General features: G+C 74.2%; 16 protein-coding genes. 13 read left to right on the top strand and 3 right to left on the bottom strand.

Annotated elements, in window-relative coordinates:
• Positions 1-86: 86 nt before the first annotated feature.
• Positions 87-962 (top strand): undecaprenyl-diphosphate phosphatase, encoded by an 876-nt coding sequence (locus tag ABWU78_RS04105; RefSeq protein WP_253049750.1) that lies wholly within the window; start codon positions 87-89, stop codon positions 960-962.
• Positions 963-969: 7 nt separating this feature from the next.
• Here ABWU78_RS04105 and ABWU78_RS04110 read toward each other — a convergent pair whose 3' ends face one another.
• Positions 970-2067: a CorA family divalent cation transporter gene (locus tag ABWU78_RS04110; protein ID WP_439157629.1), complete on the bottom strand. Its 1098-nt coding sequence runs from the start codon at positions 2065-2067 to the stop codon at positions 970-972.
• A 152-nt stretch (positions 2068-2219) separates the two neighbouring features.
• Between ABWU78_RS04110 and mshC the strand changes: the two genes are divergently transcribed.
• Entirely contained in the window at positions 2220-3494 is a 1275-nt protein-coding gene (gene mshC, locus ABWU78_RS04115) for a cysteine--1-D-myo-inosityl 2-amino-2-deoxy-alpha-D-glucopyranoside ligase (RefSeq protein ID WP_439157630.1), read from the top strand.
• A 34-nt stretch (positions 3495-3528) separates the two neighbouring features.
• Here mshC and ABWU78_RS04120 read toward each other — a convergent pair whose 3' ends face one another.
• Positions 3529-4395, bottom strand: a complete 867-nt coding sequence (locus ABWU78_RS04120; RefSeq protein WP_253049744.1) for a PAC2 family protein — start codon at positions 4393-4395, stop codon at positions 3529-3531.
• Positions 4396-4532: 137 nt separating this feature from the next.
• On the opposite strand from ABWU78_RS04120, the gene ABWU78_RS04125 reads away from it, so the two are divergent.
• Complete coding sequence (locus tag ABWU78_RS04125) at positions 4533-5246, top strand: HAD family hydrolase (RefSeq protein WP_308202245.1); 714 nt, start codon at positions 4533-4535, stop codon at positions 5244-5246.
• Here the strand turns inward: ABWU78_RS04125 and ABWU78_RS04130 are convergent.
• The gene (locus ABWU78_RS04130; RefSeq protein ID WP_353709183.1) at positions 5243-5989 is read right to left on the bottom strand and encodes a phosphotransferase; all 747 of its coding nucleotides are present in this window, start codon (positions 5987-5989) and stop codon (positions 5243-5245) included. The genes ABWU78_RS04125 and ABWU78_RS04130 overlap by 4 nt on opposite strands.
• A 68-nt stretch (positions 5990-6057) precedes the next feature.
• On the opposite strand from ABWU78_RS04130, the gene ABWU78_RS04135 reads away from it, so the two are divergent.
• From ABWU78_RS04135 to hisF, 10 genes are all read left to right on the top strand, one after another.
• Positions 6058-7236: a site-2 protease family protein gene (locus tag ABWU78_RS04135; protein ID WP_253049740.1), complete on the top strand. Its 1179-nt coding sequence runs from the start codon at positions 6058-6060 to the stop codon at positions 7234-7236.
• A 28-nt stretch (positions 7237-7264) separates the two neighbouring features.
• Entirely contained in the window at positions 7265-8407 is a 1143-nt protein-coding gene (locus tag ABWU78_RS04140; RefSeq protein WP_439157631.1) for a tRNA (adenine-N1)-methyltransferase, read from the top strand.
• 182 nt (positions 8408-8589) lie between these two features.
• Positions 8590-10248 carry a proteasome ATPase gene (arc, locus tag ABWU78_RS04145; protein ID WP_253049738.1) on the top strand — a complete coding sequence of 553 codons (1659 nt, stop codon included), beginning with the start codon at positions 8590-8592 and terminating at the stop codon, positions 10246-10248.
• Between the two features lie 169 nt (positions 10249-10417).
• Positions 10418-12055, top strand: coding sequence for a depupylase/deamidase Dop (dop, locus tag ABWU78_RS04150; RefSeq protein WP_439157647.1), 1638 nt, complete (start codon positions 10418-10420; stop codon positions 12053-12055).
• Positions 12056-12207: 152 nt separating this feature from the next.
• A complete protein-coding gene (locus ABWU78_RS04155; RefSeq protein ID WP_047232853.1) occupies positions 12208-12408 on the top strand; it encodes a ubiquitin-like protein Pup in 201 nt (66 codons plus the stop codon).
• A gap of 19 nt (positions 12409-12427) precedes the next feature.
• Complete coding sequence (prcB, locus tag ABWU78_RS04160) at positions 12428-13363, top strand: proteasome subunit beta (RefSeq protein WP_439157632.1); 936 nt, start codon at positions 12428-12430, stop codon at positions 13361-13363.
• A complete protein-coding gene (gene prcA / locus ABWU78_RS04165) occupies positions 13360-14091 on the top strand; it encodes a proteasome subunit alpha (RefSeq protein WP_253049732.1) in 732 nt (243 codons plus the stop codon). Before prcB ends, prcA begins: the two co-directional genes overlap by 4 nt.
• A gap of 6 nt (positions 14092-14097) precedes the next feature.
• The gene (gene pafA, locus ABWU78_RS04170; RefSeq protein ID WP_253049730.1) at positions 14098-15459 is read left to right on the top strand and encodes a Pup--protein ligase; all 1362 of its coding nucleotides are present in this window, start codon (positions 14098-14100) and stop codon (positions 15457-15459) included.
• A gap of 109 nt (positions 15460-15568) precedes the next feature.
• Entirely contained in the window at positions 15569-16507 is a 939-nt protein-coding gene (locus tag ABWU78_RS04175) for an FKBP-type peptidyl-prolyl cis-trans isomerase (RefSeq protein ID WP_439157633.1), read from the top strand.
• Positions 16504-17274 (top strand): imidazole glycerol phosphate synthase subunit HisF, encoded by a 771-nt coding sequence (gene hisF / locus ABWU78_RS04180; protein ID WP_439157634.1) that lies wholly within the window; start codon positions 16504-16506, stop codon positions 17272-17274. The genes ABWU78_RS04175 and hisF overlap by 4 nt, the downstream gene beginning before the upstream one ends.
• Positions 17275-17281 lie beyond the last annotated feature (7 nt).

The raw sequence follows: 17281 nt of genomic DNA on the forward strand, positions 1-17281 counted from the left end.
CGCCCGTCGCCCGGCGTTCATCCGGGGGCGCCGACCCGCCGACGAGGTGCCGGGAGGGCCTGCCCGAGCGGGTATCGTGGCCGCTCGTGAACGCGTGGGAAGCCGTCCTCCTCGGCCTCGTCCAGGGCCTGACCGAGTTCCTCCCGATCTCCTCGAGCGCGCACCTGCGCATCGTGGGCGAGCTCATCGGCTCGCAGGACCCGGGGGCCGCCTTCACGGCGATCACCCAGATCGGGACCGAGACGGCGGTCCTCCTGTACTTCCGTCGCGACATCGCGCGGATCTGCGCGGCGTGGTGGCGCTCGGTGCGCGGCGACCACGGTACGGACTGGAGGTCGCGCCTCGGTCGGCACGATCACGACGCCGCGATGGCCTGGTACATCGCCCTCGGCTCCGTCCCGATCGTCGTGCTCGGCCTGCTCTTCCAGGACGCGATCGAGAACACGTTCCGCAACCTCTACCTCACCGCGCTCATGCTCGCCGTCTTCGCGCTCCTGCTCGGCTGGGCGGACCGGATCGGCGCCAAGCGGCGCACGCTGCGCGAGCTCTCGCCCGGCCAGGCCGTCGCGTTCGGCTTCGCGCAGGCGCTCGCGCTCGTCCCGGGCGTCTCCCGGTCCGGCGGCACGATCACGGCGGGCCTCCTCATGGGCTTCACGCGCGAGGCCGCGGCGCGCTACTCGTTCCTGCTCGCGATCCCCGCGGTGATGGGCTCGGGGTTCTACCAGCTCGTCAAGTCCGCGGACGAGCCGGCCCCCGGCGCACCCGGCGCGGGCGCGACCCTCATCGCCACGCTCGTCGCGTTCGTCGTCGGCTACTTCGTCATCATCGCGTTCCTCAAGATCGTCTCGACCTTCAGCTACACGCCGTTCGTGGTCTACCGCCTGGTGCTCGCCGCGCTCGTCGTGCTGCTCCTGCTCACCGGCGTGCTCGAGCCCGGCGGGACCGCCGCGTCCACCCCGTGACCCGCGGTCAGAGCCAGCCGACCCGCTTGAACACGCTGTAGAGCACGAGGCAGCCGACCGCCATGAGCGCGAGCGCGAACGGGTAGCCGAACGCCCAGTGCAGCTCGGGCATGTTCCGGAAGTTCATGCCGTAGACCCCCGCGACGATGGTCGGGTAGACGAGGATCGCGGCCCAGGCCGAGATCTTGCGCATGTCCTCGTTCTGGCGCACCGACACCTGGGACATGTGGACCTGCAGCATGTCCGAGAGCAGGTCGTCGTGCACGTCGAGGTGGCGGTCGATCCGCTCGACGGTCGTCACCACGCGCTCGAGCATGCGCCGGTTCACCGCGAGGTGGTCCGGGACGTCGGGGTCGAGCAGCTCGGGCAGCTCCGCCGAGACGGGCATGAGCGCGCGCCGCGCCTCGGTGATCTCGCGCTTGAGGTCGTAGATGCGCTCGACCGGGTCCTCGCGCTGCTGGTCGAACACGACCCGCTCCGTGTCCGCGACCGCGTCCCCCAGGCCGAGCTCGACCTGCGACGCCCCGCCCACGATCGCGAGGACGGCGGCCGACACGATCCGCTGGACGGGCGTGCCCCGCGGGTCCCCCGGGGCGGCGAGCTTGTCGAGCATGGTCGCGTGCACGCCGGCGTCCCCCTCCTCGGCGGTGACGACGGTGCCCGGTCCGAGCAGCGCGGCGAACTGGCCGGTGCGCACCTGGCGGTCCGCCTCGGTGAACCACGCCGTCGGCGTGACGAGCAGGAGCCAGTCGGGCGCGAGGCGGCGCACGTGCGCCAGCGGGTGGTGCGCGTGCCGGGACAGCTCGTGGTGCGTCGGTCCCGGGCTCGTGGAGACGCGGGCCGCGGCGTCGAGCACGGCGTCGAGGTCGGCGACCCGCGCCCACGTCGCCGGGCCACGCAGGGTCCGGCCTTCGCCCGCGTCATGGTCGCCGCGCTCGTGGTCGCGGGCCGGGTCGTCCCCGGCGCGCGCGTCCCCGAGCGTGCCGGGGTCGACCTCGCGCACCCCGGCCGCGCCCGGGTCCACGGTCCACGCCGCCAGGACGGTGGCGTCGGGGAGCAGGGCGCCTCGCGCGGCGTCGACGCGCGGGTCGGTGGGCTTCGTCACGTCCGCATTGTCCCGCGCCCGGCGCGGACCTGCCCGGTCGCGCGGGTTCGCCGTCGGTGCGGGCAGCGGCGTGCCGTCCGTGTCCCGTGCGCGCGGCGCCCGCCTTCCGGACGACGGTCCGGCGCCGACGTCCCGACGGCTAAGGTTGACGCGTGCACAGCTGGCCCGCCCCGCAGATCCCCGAGCTCCCCGGACGAGGCCTCCCGGTCCGGGTGCACGACTCGACGACCCGCGAGCTCGTCGTCGCGGCCTCGGGCGAGGACGCGACCCTCTACGTGTGCGGCATCACGCCGTACGACGCGACCCACATCGGCCACGCGGCCACCTACGTCGCGTTCGACCTGCTCGTGCGGGCGTGGACGGACGCCGGCCAGCGCGTGCGGTACGCGTCCAACGTCACCGACGTCGACGACCCGCTGCTCGAGCGCGCCGCCGCGACGGGCGTCGACTGGCGCGCGCTCGCCGTCGACCAGACGGCGCTCTTCGCCGAGGACATGACCGCGCTCGGCGTCGTCCCGCCGGACGTCTACGAGGGCGCGGTCGAGACGGTCCCCGCCGTCGTCGAGGCGGTCACGCAGCTCCTCGACGCCGGGCTCGCCTACCGCGTGCCGGTCGAGCCCGGGGCGGGCGGGACCGACCCGGGCCTCGGTGACGTCTACGCCGACCTCTCGGCCGACCCCGCGTTCGGCTCCGTCTCGCGCCTCGCGCGCGACGTCATGCAGCACCTCTTCGCCGAGCGCGGGGGCGACCCCGACCGCGAGGGCAAGAAGGACGCGCTCGACCCGCTCCTGTGGCGCCGCGAGCGCCCGGGCGAGCCCGCGTGGGACGGTGGCGCGCTCGGCACCGGGCGGCCCGGCTGGCACGTCGAGTGCGCCGTCATCTCGCGCGACGGCCTCGGCCTGCCGTTCGACGTGCAGGGCGGGGGAGCGGACCTGCTGTTCCCGCACCACGAGATGTCGTCCTCGCACGACCGCATGCTCTCGGGCGGTGGCGCGCCCCGCGCCCACGTCCACGCCGGCCTCGTCGCGTACGAGGGCGAGAAGATGAGCAAGTCGCGCGGCAACCTCGTGCTCGTCTCGAAGCTGCGGGCCACGGGCGTCGACCCCATGGCGATCCGCCTCGCGCTGCTCGCGCACCACTACCGCGGCGAGTGGGAGTGGACCGACGACGACCTGCCCGCGGGGGTGCGCCGCCTGGAGACGTGGCGCGACGCCGTCTCCGGCAACGGCGGTCCCGACGCCACCGCGACGCTCGGCGCCGTGCGCGCCGCGCTCGCCGACGACCTGGACGCGCCCGCGGCGCTCGCGGCCGTCGACGCGTGGGCCGCGGAGTCGCTGCGTCCCGGGCGCGACACGTCCGGCGACGACGAGGGCGCGCCCGGCGTGGTCGCCCGCGCGGTCAACGCGCTGCTCGGCGTGCGCCTCTGACGCGCCGCCGCACGCCCGCGGCGGCGGGGAGGCGTCAGACCGTCGGCCCCTTGCCCGGGTTGCCGCGGTCGCGACGGCGCAGGTAGCGCTCGAACTCGCGCGCGATCGCCTCGCCGCTCGCCTCGGGCAGCTCAGCGGTGTCCTTCGCCTCCTCGAGCTGCTGGACGTACTCCGCGATCTCGGCGTCCTCCGCGGCGAGCTCGTCGACGCCGTGCTGCCAGGCCTCGGCGTCCTCGGGCAGGTCCCCGAGGGGGATCGGCTCCGAGAGGAGCTCCTCGATGCGCGCGAGGATCGCGAGCGTCGCCTTGGGCGACGGCGGGTGCGCCACGTAGTGCGGCACGGCCGCCCACAGCGACACCGACTGCAGGCCCCGCTCGGCGGCGGCGTGCTGGAGCACCCCGACGATGCCCGTCGGCCCCTCGTACGTGCTCGGCTCGACGTCGAGCACCGCCTGGAGCCCGACGCTCTCCGACGTCGCCGTCATGGGGATGGGCCGCGTGTGCGGGACGTCGGCGAGCAGCGCGCCGAGCGTGACGACCGTGCGCACGTCGTGCTCCTCCGCGATGTCGAGCAGCTCGCGGCAGTACCGGCGCCACCGCATGGACGGCTCGATGCCGTGCACGAGCACGACCCGCCGCCCGCCGGGCGACAGGGTCGCGGACGCGATCGTCGTCGTCGGCCACGTGATCTCCCGGAGCCCGTCGTCGTCGGTCGTCACGACGGGGCGGTTCACCTGGAAGTCGTGGTACTCCTCCGGGTCGAGCTCGTCGACGTCCTCGGCGCCCCACACCTCGTGCAGGTGCTGGAGCGCGGCCGTGGCGGCGCTCCCCGCGTCGTTCCAGCCCTCGAACGCCGCGATCATCACGGTCTGCCGGGTGCCCTCGGTCGCGTTCTCGGTCATCGCCCCAGCCTATGCGGCCGGGCCCGACGACGGCGGAGCGGGTTCGCGCGTGGCGTAGCCGCACGTAGGGTGGAGGGACCGGGTGCACCGCGTCGTGCCCCGCCCGGACCCCCACCCCTCGTCCTTGGAGCCATGCCGTGACGTCCCCGCGCCCGTCCACCGATCCCGTCCTGCCGCAGGCCGTCCTGTGGGACATGGACGGGACGCTCGTCGACACCGAGCCGTACTGGATCGCGGCGGAGCACGAGCTCGTCGAGGCGCACGGGGGCACGTGGACGCACGAGGACGCCATGTCGCTCGTGGGGAACCCGCTGCGCGAGTCCGCGCGGATCATCCGGGACCGCGGGGGCGTCGACCTGCCGGTCGACGAGATCGTCGCGTTCCTCCTGGGCCGGGTCATCGAGCAGGTGCGGGCCGAGGTCCCGTGGCAGCCCGGCGCGCGCGAGCTGCTCACGGCGCTGCGCGAGGCCGGCGTGCCGTGCGCGCTCGTCACGATGTCCTACCGCGAGCTCGCCGCGCCCGTCGCGGAGCTCGCGCCGGACGACGCGTTCCAGGTGCTCGTGTGCGGGGACGAGGTCGAGCGCGGCAAGCCCGACCCCGAGCCGTACCTGCTCGCGGCCGAGCGCCTCGGCGTCGACGTCGCGCGCTGCGTCGCGATCGAGGACTCGCCTGCCGGCATCGCCTCGGCCCGCGCGGCCGGCGCGGCGACGCTCGGCGTGGAAGCCGTGGTCCCCGTCCTGCCCGCGCCCGGCCTGAGCCGGACGCCGTCGCTCGAGCTCGTCGACCTCGGCCTGCTCGCCCGGCTCGTCTCCGGCGAGGTCGTCGACCTCATGGACGACGACGCCGCCTAGCCTCGCGCGAGGCGTGCCGCGTCCCGGCGGTACAGCGCCGCGTGGTCGTGGAGGTCCGGCCGAGCGGTGTCCCGGGCGTGCGCGTCCGTCCAGCCGGCGAGGTCGAGGAGACGGTCGTGCATCGTCGACAGCACGTCGTCGGGACGAGGCGCGCGGTCGTGGCCGTAGCCGACGAGCAGCTCGGCGAGCCGCTCCTCGGGCGCGAGCCCGGGCGGGGCCGGCATGTCCTCGCACCAGCCGCACAACCGGTAGGCGAGGTAGGCGACGTCCCAGACCCGGGGCCCTGGCGACGCCATGTCGACGTCGATGAACCCGACGAGGGCGCCCCCCGCGCGGACCATGTTGTACGGCGCGGCGTCGTTGAGGCACACGACCTCCGCCGGCTCGCGCACGGGTGAGCGCCACACCGCCCCGGCGAGCGCGAAGCCGACGGTCGCGTCGTGCCACGCCCGCAGCATCGCGCCCGACTGGCGGAGCGTCGCGCGGTCCCAGAGCCAGTCCGGGAGCGGCCAGCCGCCGACCTCGCCCTCGGTCCAGGTCAGCACCTCGCGCCCGGCCGCGTCGCGGCCGAGCGGCGCGGGGGCCACGGAGACCCCCTGGGCGCGGACCCAGGCGAGGAGCGCGTGGACCGTCGGCGTCCACGGACCGGCCGTCCGCCGCACGGTGTCGCCGACGCGCACCACGGCGTTGACGTTCCCTCCGGTCAGGGGGACCTCGACCTGGTCGTCGTCGTGAGCGTGCACGGCCCGATCATCGCACCCGCCGCTCGCCCGACGTCCGGGTCGGCGCGCGGAACGCATAGGCTCTCCGGGTGGACGGACCCCAGCCCAGCGCCCCCCGCACGCCCGCACCGGTCGGCCCGCGCACGAAGGGCTGGGTCATCGGCCGCATCGTCGGCGCACCGGTCATCCTCACGCCGTCGTGGTTCCTCGCCGCCGCGATCCTCACCGTGCTGTTCGTCCCCACGGTGCGCCGGCTCGCGCCGCACCTGGGCAACGAGGTGTACCTCGTGTCGTTCGCGTTCGTGCTCCTGCTGTTCGCCTCCGTGTTCCTGCACGAGGTGGCGCACGCGCTCGTCGCGCGGGCCCGCGGGCAGCACGTCACCGAGCTCGCCGTCACGCTGTGGGGCGGGCACACCGCGTACTCGGGGACGTCCGCCCGCCCGCTCGACGGCTTCCTCATCTCCGTGGTCGGGCCGCTGACCAACCTGGCGCTCGCGGTCGTGTTCTGGGTGACGTTCCAGGCGCAGCCGACGTTCTCCGTGCCCGCGCTGCTCCTCTACGCCGGGGCGTTCTCCAACGCGTTCGTCGGGTTCTTCAACCTCCTGCCGGGGCTGCCGCTCGACGGCGGGCAGATCCTCGAGTCGGCCGTGTGGGCCGCGACGGGCTCGCGCACCCGCGGCACGGTCGCGGCGGGCTGGGTCGGGCGCGCGGTCGCCGTCGGCGTCGTCGCGTGGGCCCTCGTCTGGCCGCTGACGCTCGGCCGCCAGCCCGACCTCTGGACCGTCGCGTGGGCGGCGCTCATCGGTGCGTTCCTCTGGAGCGGTGCCGGGCAGGCGATCGCCGCGGGACGTGCGCGCGAGGCGGTCTCGGGGCTCTCCGTGCGCGGCCTCGCACGGCCCGCGGTCGCCGTGCCCTCCACGGCGACGGTCGGGGCGGTGGGGCGGTCGGTGGCGCTCGCGGGCGGGCCCCACGTCCTCGCGGTGCTCGTCGACGGGGCGGGGCTGCCCGTGGGGTACGCGGACCCCACGGCCGCCGCCGCCGTGCCGCCGGACGCCGCCGAGACCACGCCCGTGGGGGCCGTCGCCGTGCCGCTGCCCCCGGGGGCGACGATCGACGCGCACCTCCAGGGCCAGGACATGCTCGCCGCCCTGGCGCGCGTCGGGCGCGAGGCCGCCGTCGTCGTCGTGACCGACGGCGGCCGCGTCGTCGGGGCGCTCGAGGTCGCGCGGGTCGTGGCGGCGCTGCGGGACGCGCAGCGCGGTCGCTGACCGCGTCCGGCCCGTAGGATGGTCGCCCGTGACCTCCGAGCCCGCCGCCACGCCCGGCCCCCAGACGACGCCCTCCGGACCGGAGGACACCGCCGCGCCCGCGGCGGACGCACCGGACCGCCCCGGCGCGACGGGCGCCGACGAGCGCCGCGGTCCCCTGCGCGTGGGGGACAAGGTCCAGCTCACCGACCCGCGCGGGCGCCTGCACACCATCACGCTCGCGCCGGGCGCGACGTTCCACACGCACAAGGGCTACCTGCGGCACGACGACCTCATCGGGCAGCCCGAGGGGAGCGTCGTCCGCAACACGGCCGAGATCGAGTACCTCGCGCTGCGCCCGCTGCTCGCGGACTACGTGCTGTCCATGCCGCGCGGTGCCGCGGTCGTCTACCCCAAAGACGCGGGGCAGATCGTCGCGATGGCGGACATCTTCCCCGGCGCGCGCGTCGTCGAGGCGGGCGTCGGATCGGGCGCGCTGACGATGTCGCTCCTGCGTGCGGTCGGCGACGCGGGCGAGCTGCACTCGATCGAGCGTCGCGAGGACTTCGCGGCCATCGCGCGCGGCAACGTCGAGACCTTCTTCGGCGGCGCGCACCCCGCCTGGACGCTCTCCGTGGGCGACCTCGCCGACGTGCTGCCGACCGTCACCGAGGACGGCACGGTCGACCGCGTCGTCCTCGACATGCTCGCGCCGTGGGAGAACCTCGACGTCGTCGCCCGTGCGCTCGTCCCCGGCGGCGTGCTGGTGTGCTACGTCGCCACGACGACCCAGCTCTCGCGCCTCGCGGAGGACCTGCGCGCCGACGGGCGCTACGCCGAGCCGGTCGCGTGGGAGTCCATGGTGCGGGGCTGGCACCTGGAGGGCCTCGCGGTGCGCCCGCAGCACCGGATGATCGGGCACACGGGCTTCCTGCTCACCGCGCGCCGTCTGGCCGACGGCGTCGCGCCGCCGGAGCGCAAGCGCCGCCCGGCCAAGGGCGCCTACCCGACCGACGCCGAGCAGTGGTCGCCCGAGGAGCTCGGCGAGCGTCCGGTGTCGGAGAAGAAGATCCGCCGCGTGCGTCGCGACGTCGGACAGGGGCCGGAGCAGCCCGAGGCCCGCGGCGTGGAGCAGGTCCCCGGCCACGACGCCGAGCAGGGCGAGCACCCGTCCGAGGTGTCGGGGCCGTGACGGTCCGGTAACGATCGGGACCCGGTCGTCTCACCCTGGGTGTCGTCGGTGTGCTCGGGCGAGAATTGTGCCTAAGGTCGTCACCCGACCGCCGGACGGTGGTCGGCACGGGTCCTCCCGCGGGTCCGTCGTCCGCCGTCCACCACGCGGTCGGGCGAGCCGCCGGCGAGAGGGGACACCCCATGAGCGAGACATTCGGCCGTAGCGACGAGGCCCCGCAGAGCAGCGCGCGCGAGCTCGCGCTGCTCTCCGCGAAGAACGAGAGGCTCGCCGAGGCCCTCCGGGCCGCGCGCGACCAGATCCTCGACCTCAAGCGGCAGATCGACGACCTCGCCAAGCCCCCCGGCACGTACGCGGTGTTCCTCGCCGCGCACCCGGACGGGTCGGTCGACGTGTCCGCCGCCGGGCGCAAGATGCACGTCGGGGCGAGCCCGAGCCTCGACGTGGAGCGGCTGCGCCCCGGCCAGGAGGTCAAGCTCAACGAGGCGATGACCGTCGTCGCGGCGGGCGGGTACGAGCGCACGGGCGAGATCGTCACCGCCAAGGAGATCCTCGACGCCGACCGCGTGCTCGTCGTGGGTCGCGCCGACGAGGAGCGCGTCGTGCGCCTCGCGGGCTCGGTCGCGCACGCGTCGCTCCGCGTCGGCGACTCGCTGACCATCGACACGCGCAGCGGGTTCGTGTTCGAGGTGATCCCCAAGTCCGAGGTCGAGGAGCTCGTCCTCGAGGAGGTCCCGGACATCGAGTACGAGGACATCGGCGGCCTCGGCCCGCAGATCGAGCAGATCCGCGACGCCGTCGAGCTGCCGTTCACGCACCCCGACCTGTTCCGTGAGCACGGGCTGCACCCGCCCAAGGGCGTCCTCCTGTACGGCCCGCCCGGGTGCGGCAAGACGCTCATCGCCAAGGCCGTCGCGAACTCGCTCGCGCACACCGTCGCGCGGGCGCGCGGGGAGCAGGTCGAGGCCGGGTCGGGCGCGGCGCGCAGCTACTTCCTCAACGTCAAGGGTCCCGAGCTCCTCAACAAGTACGTGGGCGAGACCGAGCGGCACATCCGCCTGATCTTCGCCCGCGCCCGGGAGAAGGCGTCCCAGGGCACCCCGGTCGTCGTGTTCTTCGACGAGATGGAGTCGCTGTTCCGCACGCGCGGCACCGGTCTGTCGTCCGACGTCGAGACGACGATCGTGCCCCAGCTCCTCGCCGAGATCGACGGCGTCGAGCGGCTCGACAACGTCATCGTCATCGGCGCGTCGAACCGCGAGGACATGATCGACCCCGCGATCCTGCGGCCCGGTCGCCTCGACGTGAAGATCAAGATCGAGCGGCCGGACGCCGAGGGCGCCAAGGAGATCTTCGCCAAGTACCTCACCGAGGACCTGCCGATCCACGCCGCGGACCTCGCCGAGCACGGCGGCAACCAGCGCGAGGCGCTCGACGCGATGATCCGGTCGGTGGTCGAGCGGATGTACTCCGAGGAGGACGAGAACCAGTTCCTCGAGGTCACCTACGCGAGCGGCGACAAGGAGGTCCTCTACTTCAAGGACTTCAACTCGGGCGCGATGATCCAGAACGTCGTCGACCGGGCCAAGAAGTCCGCGATCAAGGACTTCCTCGCCACGGGCCAGCGCGGCATCCGCGTCGACCACCTGCTCGCCGCGTGCGTGGACGAGTTCAAGGAGAACGAGGACCTGCCCAACACGACCAACCCCGACGACTGGGCGCGCATCAGCGGCAAGAAGGGCGAGCGCATCGTCTTCATCCGCACGATCGTCCAGAAGAAGGGCGAGGGCGGCTCCCCGCGCACCATCGACACGGTCACCAACACCGGCCAGTACCTGTAGGACCGCCCGACCGACGCCCCGAGACCCCGTCGGGTCGGCGACCTGCTGGCGCGGGCCGTCGCACCGGCGGGGTCTCGCCGCTGCGTGGGAGGGGGCCGTCGTCGGTGGACACGGTCCGCGCGCCGTCGGAGGACCGACATAGGGTGAGCGCGTGAGCGTGCGACGGGTCATGGGGATCGAGACCGAGTACGGCGTCCTGCAGCCGGGGAAGCCGATGTCGAACCCGATGCTCCTGTCGAGCCAGGTCGTCACGACCTACCGGGCGCTCGCCGCGCGGAGCGACGGCGCCCGCGGCCGGGCCCGGTGGGACTACGACGACGAGGACCCGCTGCAGGACGCACGGGGGTTCCACGTGCCGCGCGCGTCGGCGCACCCGTCGCTGCTCACCGACGACCCGACCCGGCCCGCGCCCTCGGGGCCCGTGGCGGAGCCCGCCGGGGGCGGGGCGGCCGAGGGCTCGCTCCAGGAGGTCGCACGGCCGACGACGGAGGAGTACGACGACCCGAGCGCCGCGAACGTCATCCTCACGAACGGTGCCCGGCTGTACGTCGACCACGCGCACCCGGAGTACTCCTCGCCCGAGGTCACGGTGCCGCACGACGTCGTGTGCTGGGACGTGGCGGGGGAGCGCGTCATGCTCGCGGCGTCGCGCGAGCTGGACCAGGTGCCCGGCGGGTCCGTCGTGCTCTACAAGAACAACGTCGACGGCAAGGGGGCGAGCTACGGCACGCACGAGAACTTCCTCGTGGACCGCGACGTCCCGTTCGGGGTGCTCGTGGAGATGCTCACGCCGTTCCTCGTGACCCGGCAGGTGTTCGCCGGCTCGGGGCGCGTCGGCCTCGGCCCCGCGGGCGAGGAGCACGGGTTCCAGATCTCCCAGCGCGCGGACTACGTCGAGGCGGAGGTCGGGCTGGAGACGACGTTGCGCCGCCCGATCGTCAACACGCGCGACGAGCCGCACGCCGACCGGCAGCGCTGGCGCCGGCTGCACCTCATCATCGGCGACGCGAACATGCTCGAGACCGCGACCTACCTCAAGACGGGGACGACGTCGCTCGTGCTGTTCGTCGTCGAGCACCTGGAGGAGCTGGGGCCGCAGGTGCGGTCGCGGCTCGCGGGCCTGCGGCTGGCGGACCCGGTGGCCGACGTGCAGCGGGTCAGCCGCGACCTGGACCTCACGCGTCGGCTCACCCTCGCCGACGGGCGCGAGCTGACGGCGCTGGAGGTCCAGCGCGAGTACCTCGACGTGGCGACGCAGGCGGCGGAGCTGCTCGCCGGCACCGACGGCGTCGACGCGCCGACGCGCGACGTGCTCGCGCGGTGGGCCTCCGTGCTCGAGCGCCTGAGGACGGACCGTGCCGCGTGCGCGCGCGACGTCGAGTGGGTCGCCAAGCTGCGGCTCCTCGACCGGCTGCGGGAACGCGACGGGCTCGACTGGGGCCACCCGCGGCTCGCGGCGATGGACCTCCAGTGGTCGGACGTGCGCCCGGAGCGCGGCATCTACCACCGGCTCCTCGCGGCGGGCGCGGTCGACCGGGTCGTCACCGAGCGCGAGGTCGGCGCCGCCGTGCACCACGCCCCGGAGGACACGCGCGCGTACTTCCGCGGCGAGGTGATGGCCCGCTACGGCGACCAGGTCTCGGCCGCGAGCTGGGACTCGGTGATCTTCGACGTCCAGGGGGCACCGTCGCTCCAGCGGGTCCCGATGATGGACCCGCTGCGAGGGACGCGCGCGCACATCGGCGCGCTGCTCGACGCGAGCCCGGACGCGGCGGCGCTCCTGGCGGGTCTGGCAGGCCCGTCGTGAGCGGCGGCGACTAGGCTGGACGTACGACGGCGCCCCGCCCCTCGCGGAACGGGCGCCGCGTGCGAGCAGGGCCGGGAAGGGCGCGAGCCCCGACCGGGTTGGAACGGACAGAGCGTCGGCGCGGCACCGGGCCGACGGACGAGGAGGCAGCCATGGCGGGTACCGAACGCACCCACGCGTCGCACGAGGACCGGCGTCCCGACGACGAGCCCGAGGGCCCCGAGGTCCCGGTCGCGCCGCAGGCGCAGTCGCGCGACGCGGAGGTCGACGCGCTCCTCGAGGAGATCGACGAGGTGCTGGAGACGAACGCGGAGTCCTTCGTCCGGGGCTTCGTCCAGAAGGGCGGCGAGTAGGAAGGGTGACGGCAACCCGATGAGCACGGACCAGCCAGGGCGTCTGCCCGACGCCTTCACGACCCCCGGGTCGTCGTCCTTCCTGGACTTCCTGTCCGGGCACGCCCCCGACCTGCTGCCGTCGCACCGCACCGCCGGGCACACGTCCGGGGGCGCGGCGCCCGACGCGCCGCACGCGACGACGATCGTGGCGCTCACGTTCGGCGCGGAGGGCGTCGCGGGCGGCGTCGTGATGGCGGGCGACCGTCGCGCGACGATGGGTTCGATGATCGCGAACCGTGAGATCGAGAAGGTCTTCCCCGCGGACGAGTTCTCGGCGGTCGGGATCGCGGGGACGGCGGGCATCGCGGTCGAGCTCGTGCGCCTGTTCCAGCTCGAGCTCGAGCACTACGAGAAGATCGAGGGCACCCTGCTCTCGCTGGACGGCAAGGCGAACCGGCTGTCCACGATGATCCGGCAGAACCTCGGCCTCGCGATGCAGGGCCTCGCCGTGGTCCCGCTGTTCGCCGGGTTCGACCTCGACCGGGCCACGGGCCGCATCTTCTCCTACGACGTGACCGGCGGCCGGTACGAGGAGCGCGCCTACCACTCGGTGGGCTCCGGTTCGGTGTTCGCGCGGAGCTCGCTGAAGAAGCTCTGGCGCACCGAGCTCGACCGGGACGCGTCCGTGCGCGTGGCGGTCGAGGCCCTGTACGACGCGGCGGACGACGACTCCGCCACGGGCGGTCCCGACCCGGTGCGCCGGATCTGGCCCGTCGTCGCGGTCGTGACCCGGGACGGCTACGAGCGCGTCCCGGACGACGAGCTCGCCGCCGTCGTCGAGCAGATCGTGGCCGAGCGGTCGGGCACGGGCGTGCCGCGCCGCGGCCCCGCGGCGACGAACGCCGAGTCCGTCCCGCACGACCAGCCGGACGACCTGTCGCAGGGCCCCGCGTCGGGAGGTGACGCCGAGTGAACATGCCCTTCTACGTCTCGCCCGAGCAGCTCATGAAGGACCGGGCGGACTTCGCGCGCAAGGGCATCGCGCGCGGCCGGTCCGTCGTGGTCCTCGCCTACGAGGACGGGATCGCGTTCGCCACGGAGAACCCGTCGCGCGCGCTGCACAAGATCTCGGAGATCTACGACCGCATCGCGTTCGCCGCGGTGGGCAAGTACAACGAGTTCGAGAACCTGCGGGTCGCGGGGGTGCGCTACGCGGACCTGCGCGGCTACTCGTACGACCGCACCGACGTCAACGCCCGCGGTCTCGCGAACGCCTACGCCCAGACCCTGGGCACGGTGTTCACCACGGAGTCCAAGCCGCTCGAGGTCGAGCTCGTCGTCGCGGAGGTCGGCCGCACCGCGGCGCAGGACCAGCTCTACCGGATCTCCTACGACGGGTCGGTCGCGGACGAGCAGGGCGTCGTCGTCATGGGCGGGCAGGCCGACCAGCTCGGCCGCGTGCTCCAGGACGCGTGGCAGCCGGGTCTGGGGCTGGCCGAGGTCCTGCGCCTCGCCGTGCGCGCGCTCGGGTCGGGCGGCGACGGCGAGGAGGTGCGGACCATCCCGGCCGCCCAGCTCGAGGTGGCCGTCCTGGACCGCACGCGCCCGCGACGCGCCTTCCGGCGGCTGTCCGGGCAGGCCCTCGAGGACCTGCTCGCGGACGACGCGACCGACACCGGTGCCGCGACGGACGAGGGGTAGGACCGCATGGACCGCAGGATCTTCGGGCTGGAGACGGAGTACGGCGTGACGTGCGCGTCCGACGACGGCCGCGGGCTGTCGGCGGACGAGGTGGCGCGCTACCTGTTCCGCAAGGTGGTGGCGTGGGGCCGGTCGTCGAACGTCTTCCTGCGCAACGGGTCGCGCCTGTACCTCGACGTCGGCTCGCACCCCGAGTACGCGACGGCGGAGTGCGACGACGTGCACCAGCTCGTCGCGTACGACCGCGGCGGGGAGCGGATCCTGGAGGGTCTCGTCGCGGACGCGCAGCAGCGCCTCGAGCACGAGGGCCTGCCCGGCCGCATCCACCTGTTCAAGAACAACACCGACTCGGCGGGGAACTCGTACGGGTGCCACGAGAACTACCTCGTGCGGCGCCAGGGCGACTTCTCGCGCCTGTCGGACGTGCTCGTCCCGTTCCTCATCACCCGCCAGGTGCTCACGGGCGCGGGCAAGGTCCTCACGACGCCGCGCGGCGCGGTGTACTGCCTGTCGCAGCGCGCCGACCACATCTGGGAGGCGGTCTCCAGCGCGACGACCCGGTCCCGCCCGATCATCAACACGCGCGACGAGCCGCACGCCGACGCCGAGAGCTACCGGCGGCTGCACGTCATCGTCGGCGACTCGTCCATGGCGGAGACGACGACGATGCTCAAGGTCGGCACGACCGACCTCATCCTGCGCATGGTCGAGGCGGGCGTGCCCATGCGCGACCTCGCGCTCGAGAACCCGATCCGGTCGATCCGCGAGATCAGCCACGACATGACCGGCAAGCAGCCGGTCCAGCTCGCGAGCGGACGGACCGTCACCGCGATCGACCTGCAGGGCGAGTACCTGCAGCGGGTGAAGGAGTTCGTCGAGCAGGACGTCTCGCCCACGCCGGTCGTCAAGCAGGTCCTCGACCTGTGGGAGCGAGGGCTGCGCGCCCTGGAGACGGGCGACCTCTCGCTGGTCGACCGCGAGCTCGACTGGGTCATCAAGTACCGGCTGATCCAGCGGTACCAGGCCAAGCACGGGCTCGAGCTCGACGACCCGCGGATCGCGCGCCTGGACCTCGCGTACCACGACATCTCGCGGACCGAGGGGCTGTACAACCTCCTGGCCGCGCGCGGGATGGTCGAGCGCGTCACGACGGACCTCGAGGTCTTCGAGTCGACGGCGGTCCCGCCGCAGACGACGCGCGCCAAGCTGCGCGGCGACTTCGTGCGCGCCGCCCAGGAGGCACGCCGGGACTACACGGTCGACTGGGTGCACCTCAAGCTCAACGACCAGGCGCAGCGCACGGTCCTGTGCAAGGACCCGTTCCGGAACGTCGACGAGCGCGTGGAGCGCCTCATCGAGTCGATGTGATGCGGGACGTGATGTGACGAACCTGGTTCCTCCGACCGGGCGCCCCGTGCCGGGCCTCCGGTCCGCTCGTCGTCGTGCGCCCGGAGCGCGGGGGGCGCTCGCACTGCTCGTGGGGCTCGTCGCGTCGCTCGCCCTCGCCGCCTGCACGGAGCCCGAGGACGCGACGCCGACCCCACTGAACACCGACCTCACGGTCGTCGGGTCCTCCGGCGCGCCCCCGGAGCTGCAGTACCGCGCCCCGCTCGACGTGCCGGAGGCGTCGTCGGAGGTGGTGTGGCCGGGCGCCGGCGCCGAGCTCGTCGACGGCGGTCCGCTCCTGCTCAACCTGTACGCGCAGGACGTCAGCGACGGGACGGTGCTCCAGAACACCTACACCGACGCGCCGCGCTGGCGCACGCTCACCGACGAGTCGGTCGGGCGGGACCTGCGCGACCTCCTGCGCGGCCAGCGGGTGGGCGCGCGCCTCCTGCGGCTCGAGGAGGACGACGGCGTCCCCGTCGCGCTGGTCGTGGACGTGCTCCCGACCCGGGCGTCGGGCGAGGCGGTCGCGCCGGTCGAAGGCCTGCCGACCGTCACGCTCGCCGAGGACGGCGCGCCGAGCGTCGCGATCCCGCCCGACACGGCCGCGCCGGGCGGGCTCGTCGTGCAGCCGCTGATCCGCGGCGACGGCCGCCAGGTCGAGGTCGGCCAGGTCGTCACGGTCCGCTACACGGGCGTGCGCTGGTCCGACGGCGGGGTCTTCGACACGACCTGGACCGACGACACCGTGCCCCTGTCGATCATGATCGGGATCGGCGAGGTGATCGAGGGGTGGGAGCAGGGCCTCCTGGAGCAGTCCGTGGGGAGCCAGGTGCTGCTCGTCGTGCCGCCGGACCTCGCCTACGGCGAGACGGCCAACCCGCTCGCGGGCGAGACGCTCGTCTACGTCGTGGACATCCTCGACGCCCAGTTCCCGGTGACCGCCGAGGAAGCCGCCGAGGGCGGCACCGACGGCGCCGGTACCGACACGACCGGCGACGCGCCGGCCGACCAAGGAGAGTCCTCATGACCGTCGCGATCCGCGTGATCCCGTGCCTCGACGTCGACGCGGGGCGCGTCGTCAAGGGCGTCAACTTCGAGAACCTGCGCGACGCGGGCGACCCCGTGGAGCTCGCCTCGCGGTACGACGCCGAGGGCGCGGACGAGCTGACGTTCCTCGACGTCTCGGCGTCGTCGGGGAACCGCGAGACGACGTACGACGTCGTGCGGCGCACCGCGGAGCAGGTCTTCGTGCCGCTCACCGTCGGCGGCGGCGTGCGCTCGGCGGAGGACGTGGACCGCCTCCTGCGCGCGGGAGCGGACAAGGTCGGCGTGAACACGGCCGCGATCGCCCGCCCGGAGCTCATCGCCGAGATCGCGGACCGCTTCGGCAGCCAGGTGCTGGTCCTGTCCGTCGACGCGCGGCGCACGACGGGCGACGTGCGCACCGACTCCGGCTACGAGGTCACGACCCACGGCGGGCGTCGGGGGACCGGGATCGACGCCGTGGAGTGGGCCGCGCGCGCCGCGGGGCTCGGGGCGGGCGAGATCCTCCTCAACTCGATGGACGCCGACGGGACGACCGCGGGCTTCGACCTCGAGATGCTCGTGGCGGTGCGCTCCGAGGTCCGGGTCCCGCTCGTCGCGAGCGGCGGGGCGGGGACGCCCGAGCACTTCGTGGCCGCCGCGCGCGCCGGGGCCGACGCGGTGCTGGCCGCGAGCGTCTTCCACTTCGGTGCCCTGACGGTCGCCCAGGTCAAGGACGCGATGCGCGCGCAGGGCGTCGAGGTGCGCTGAGCCACCC

Origin of the sequence: Cellulosimicrobium sp. CpK407 (assembly GCF_051844275.1) — a bacterium.
Lineage (GTDB): Bacteria > Actinomycetota > Actinomycetes > Actinomycetales > Cellulomonadaceae > Cellulosimicrobium > Cellulosimicrobium cellulans_G.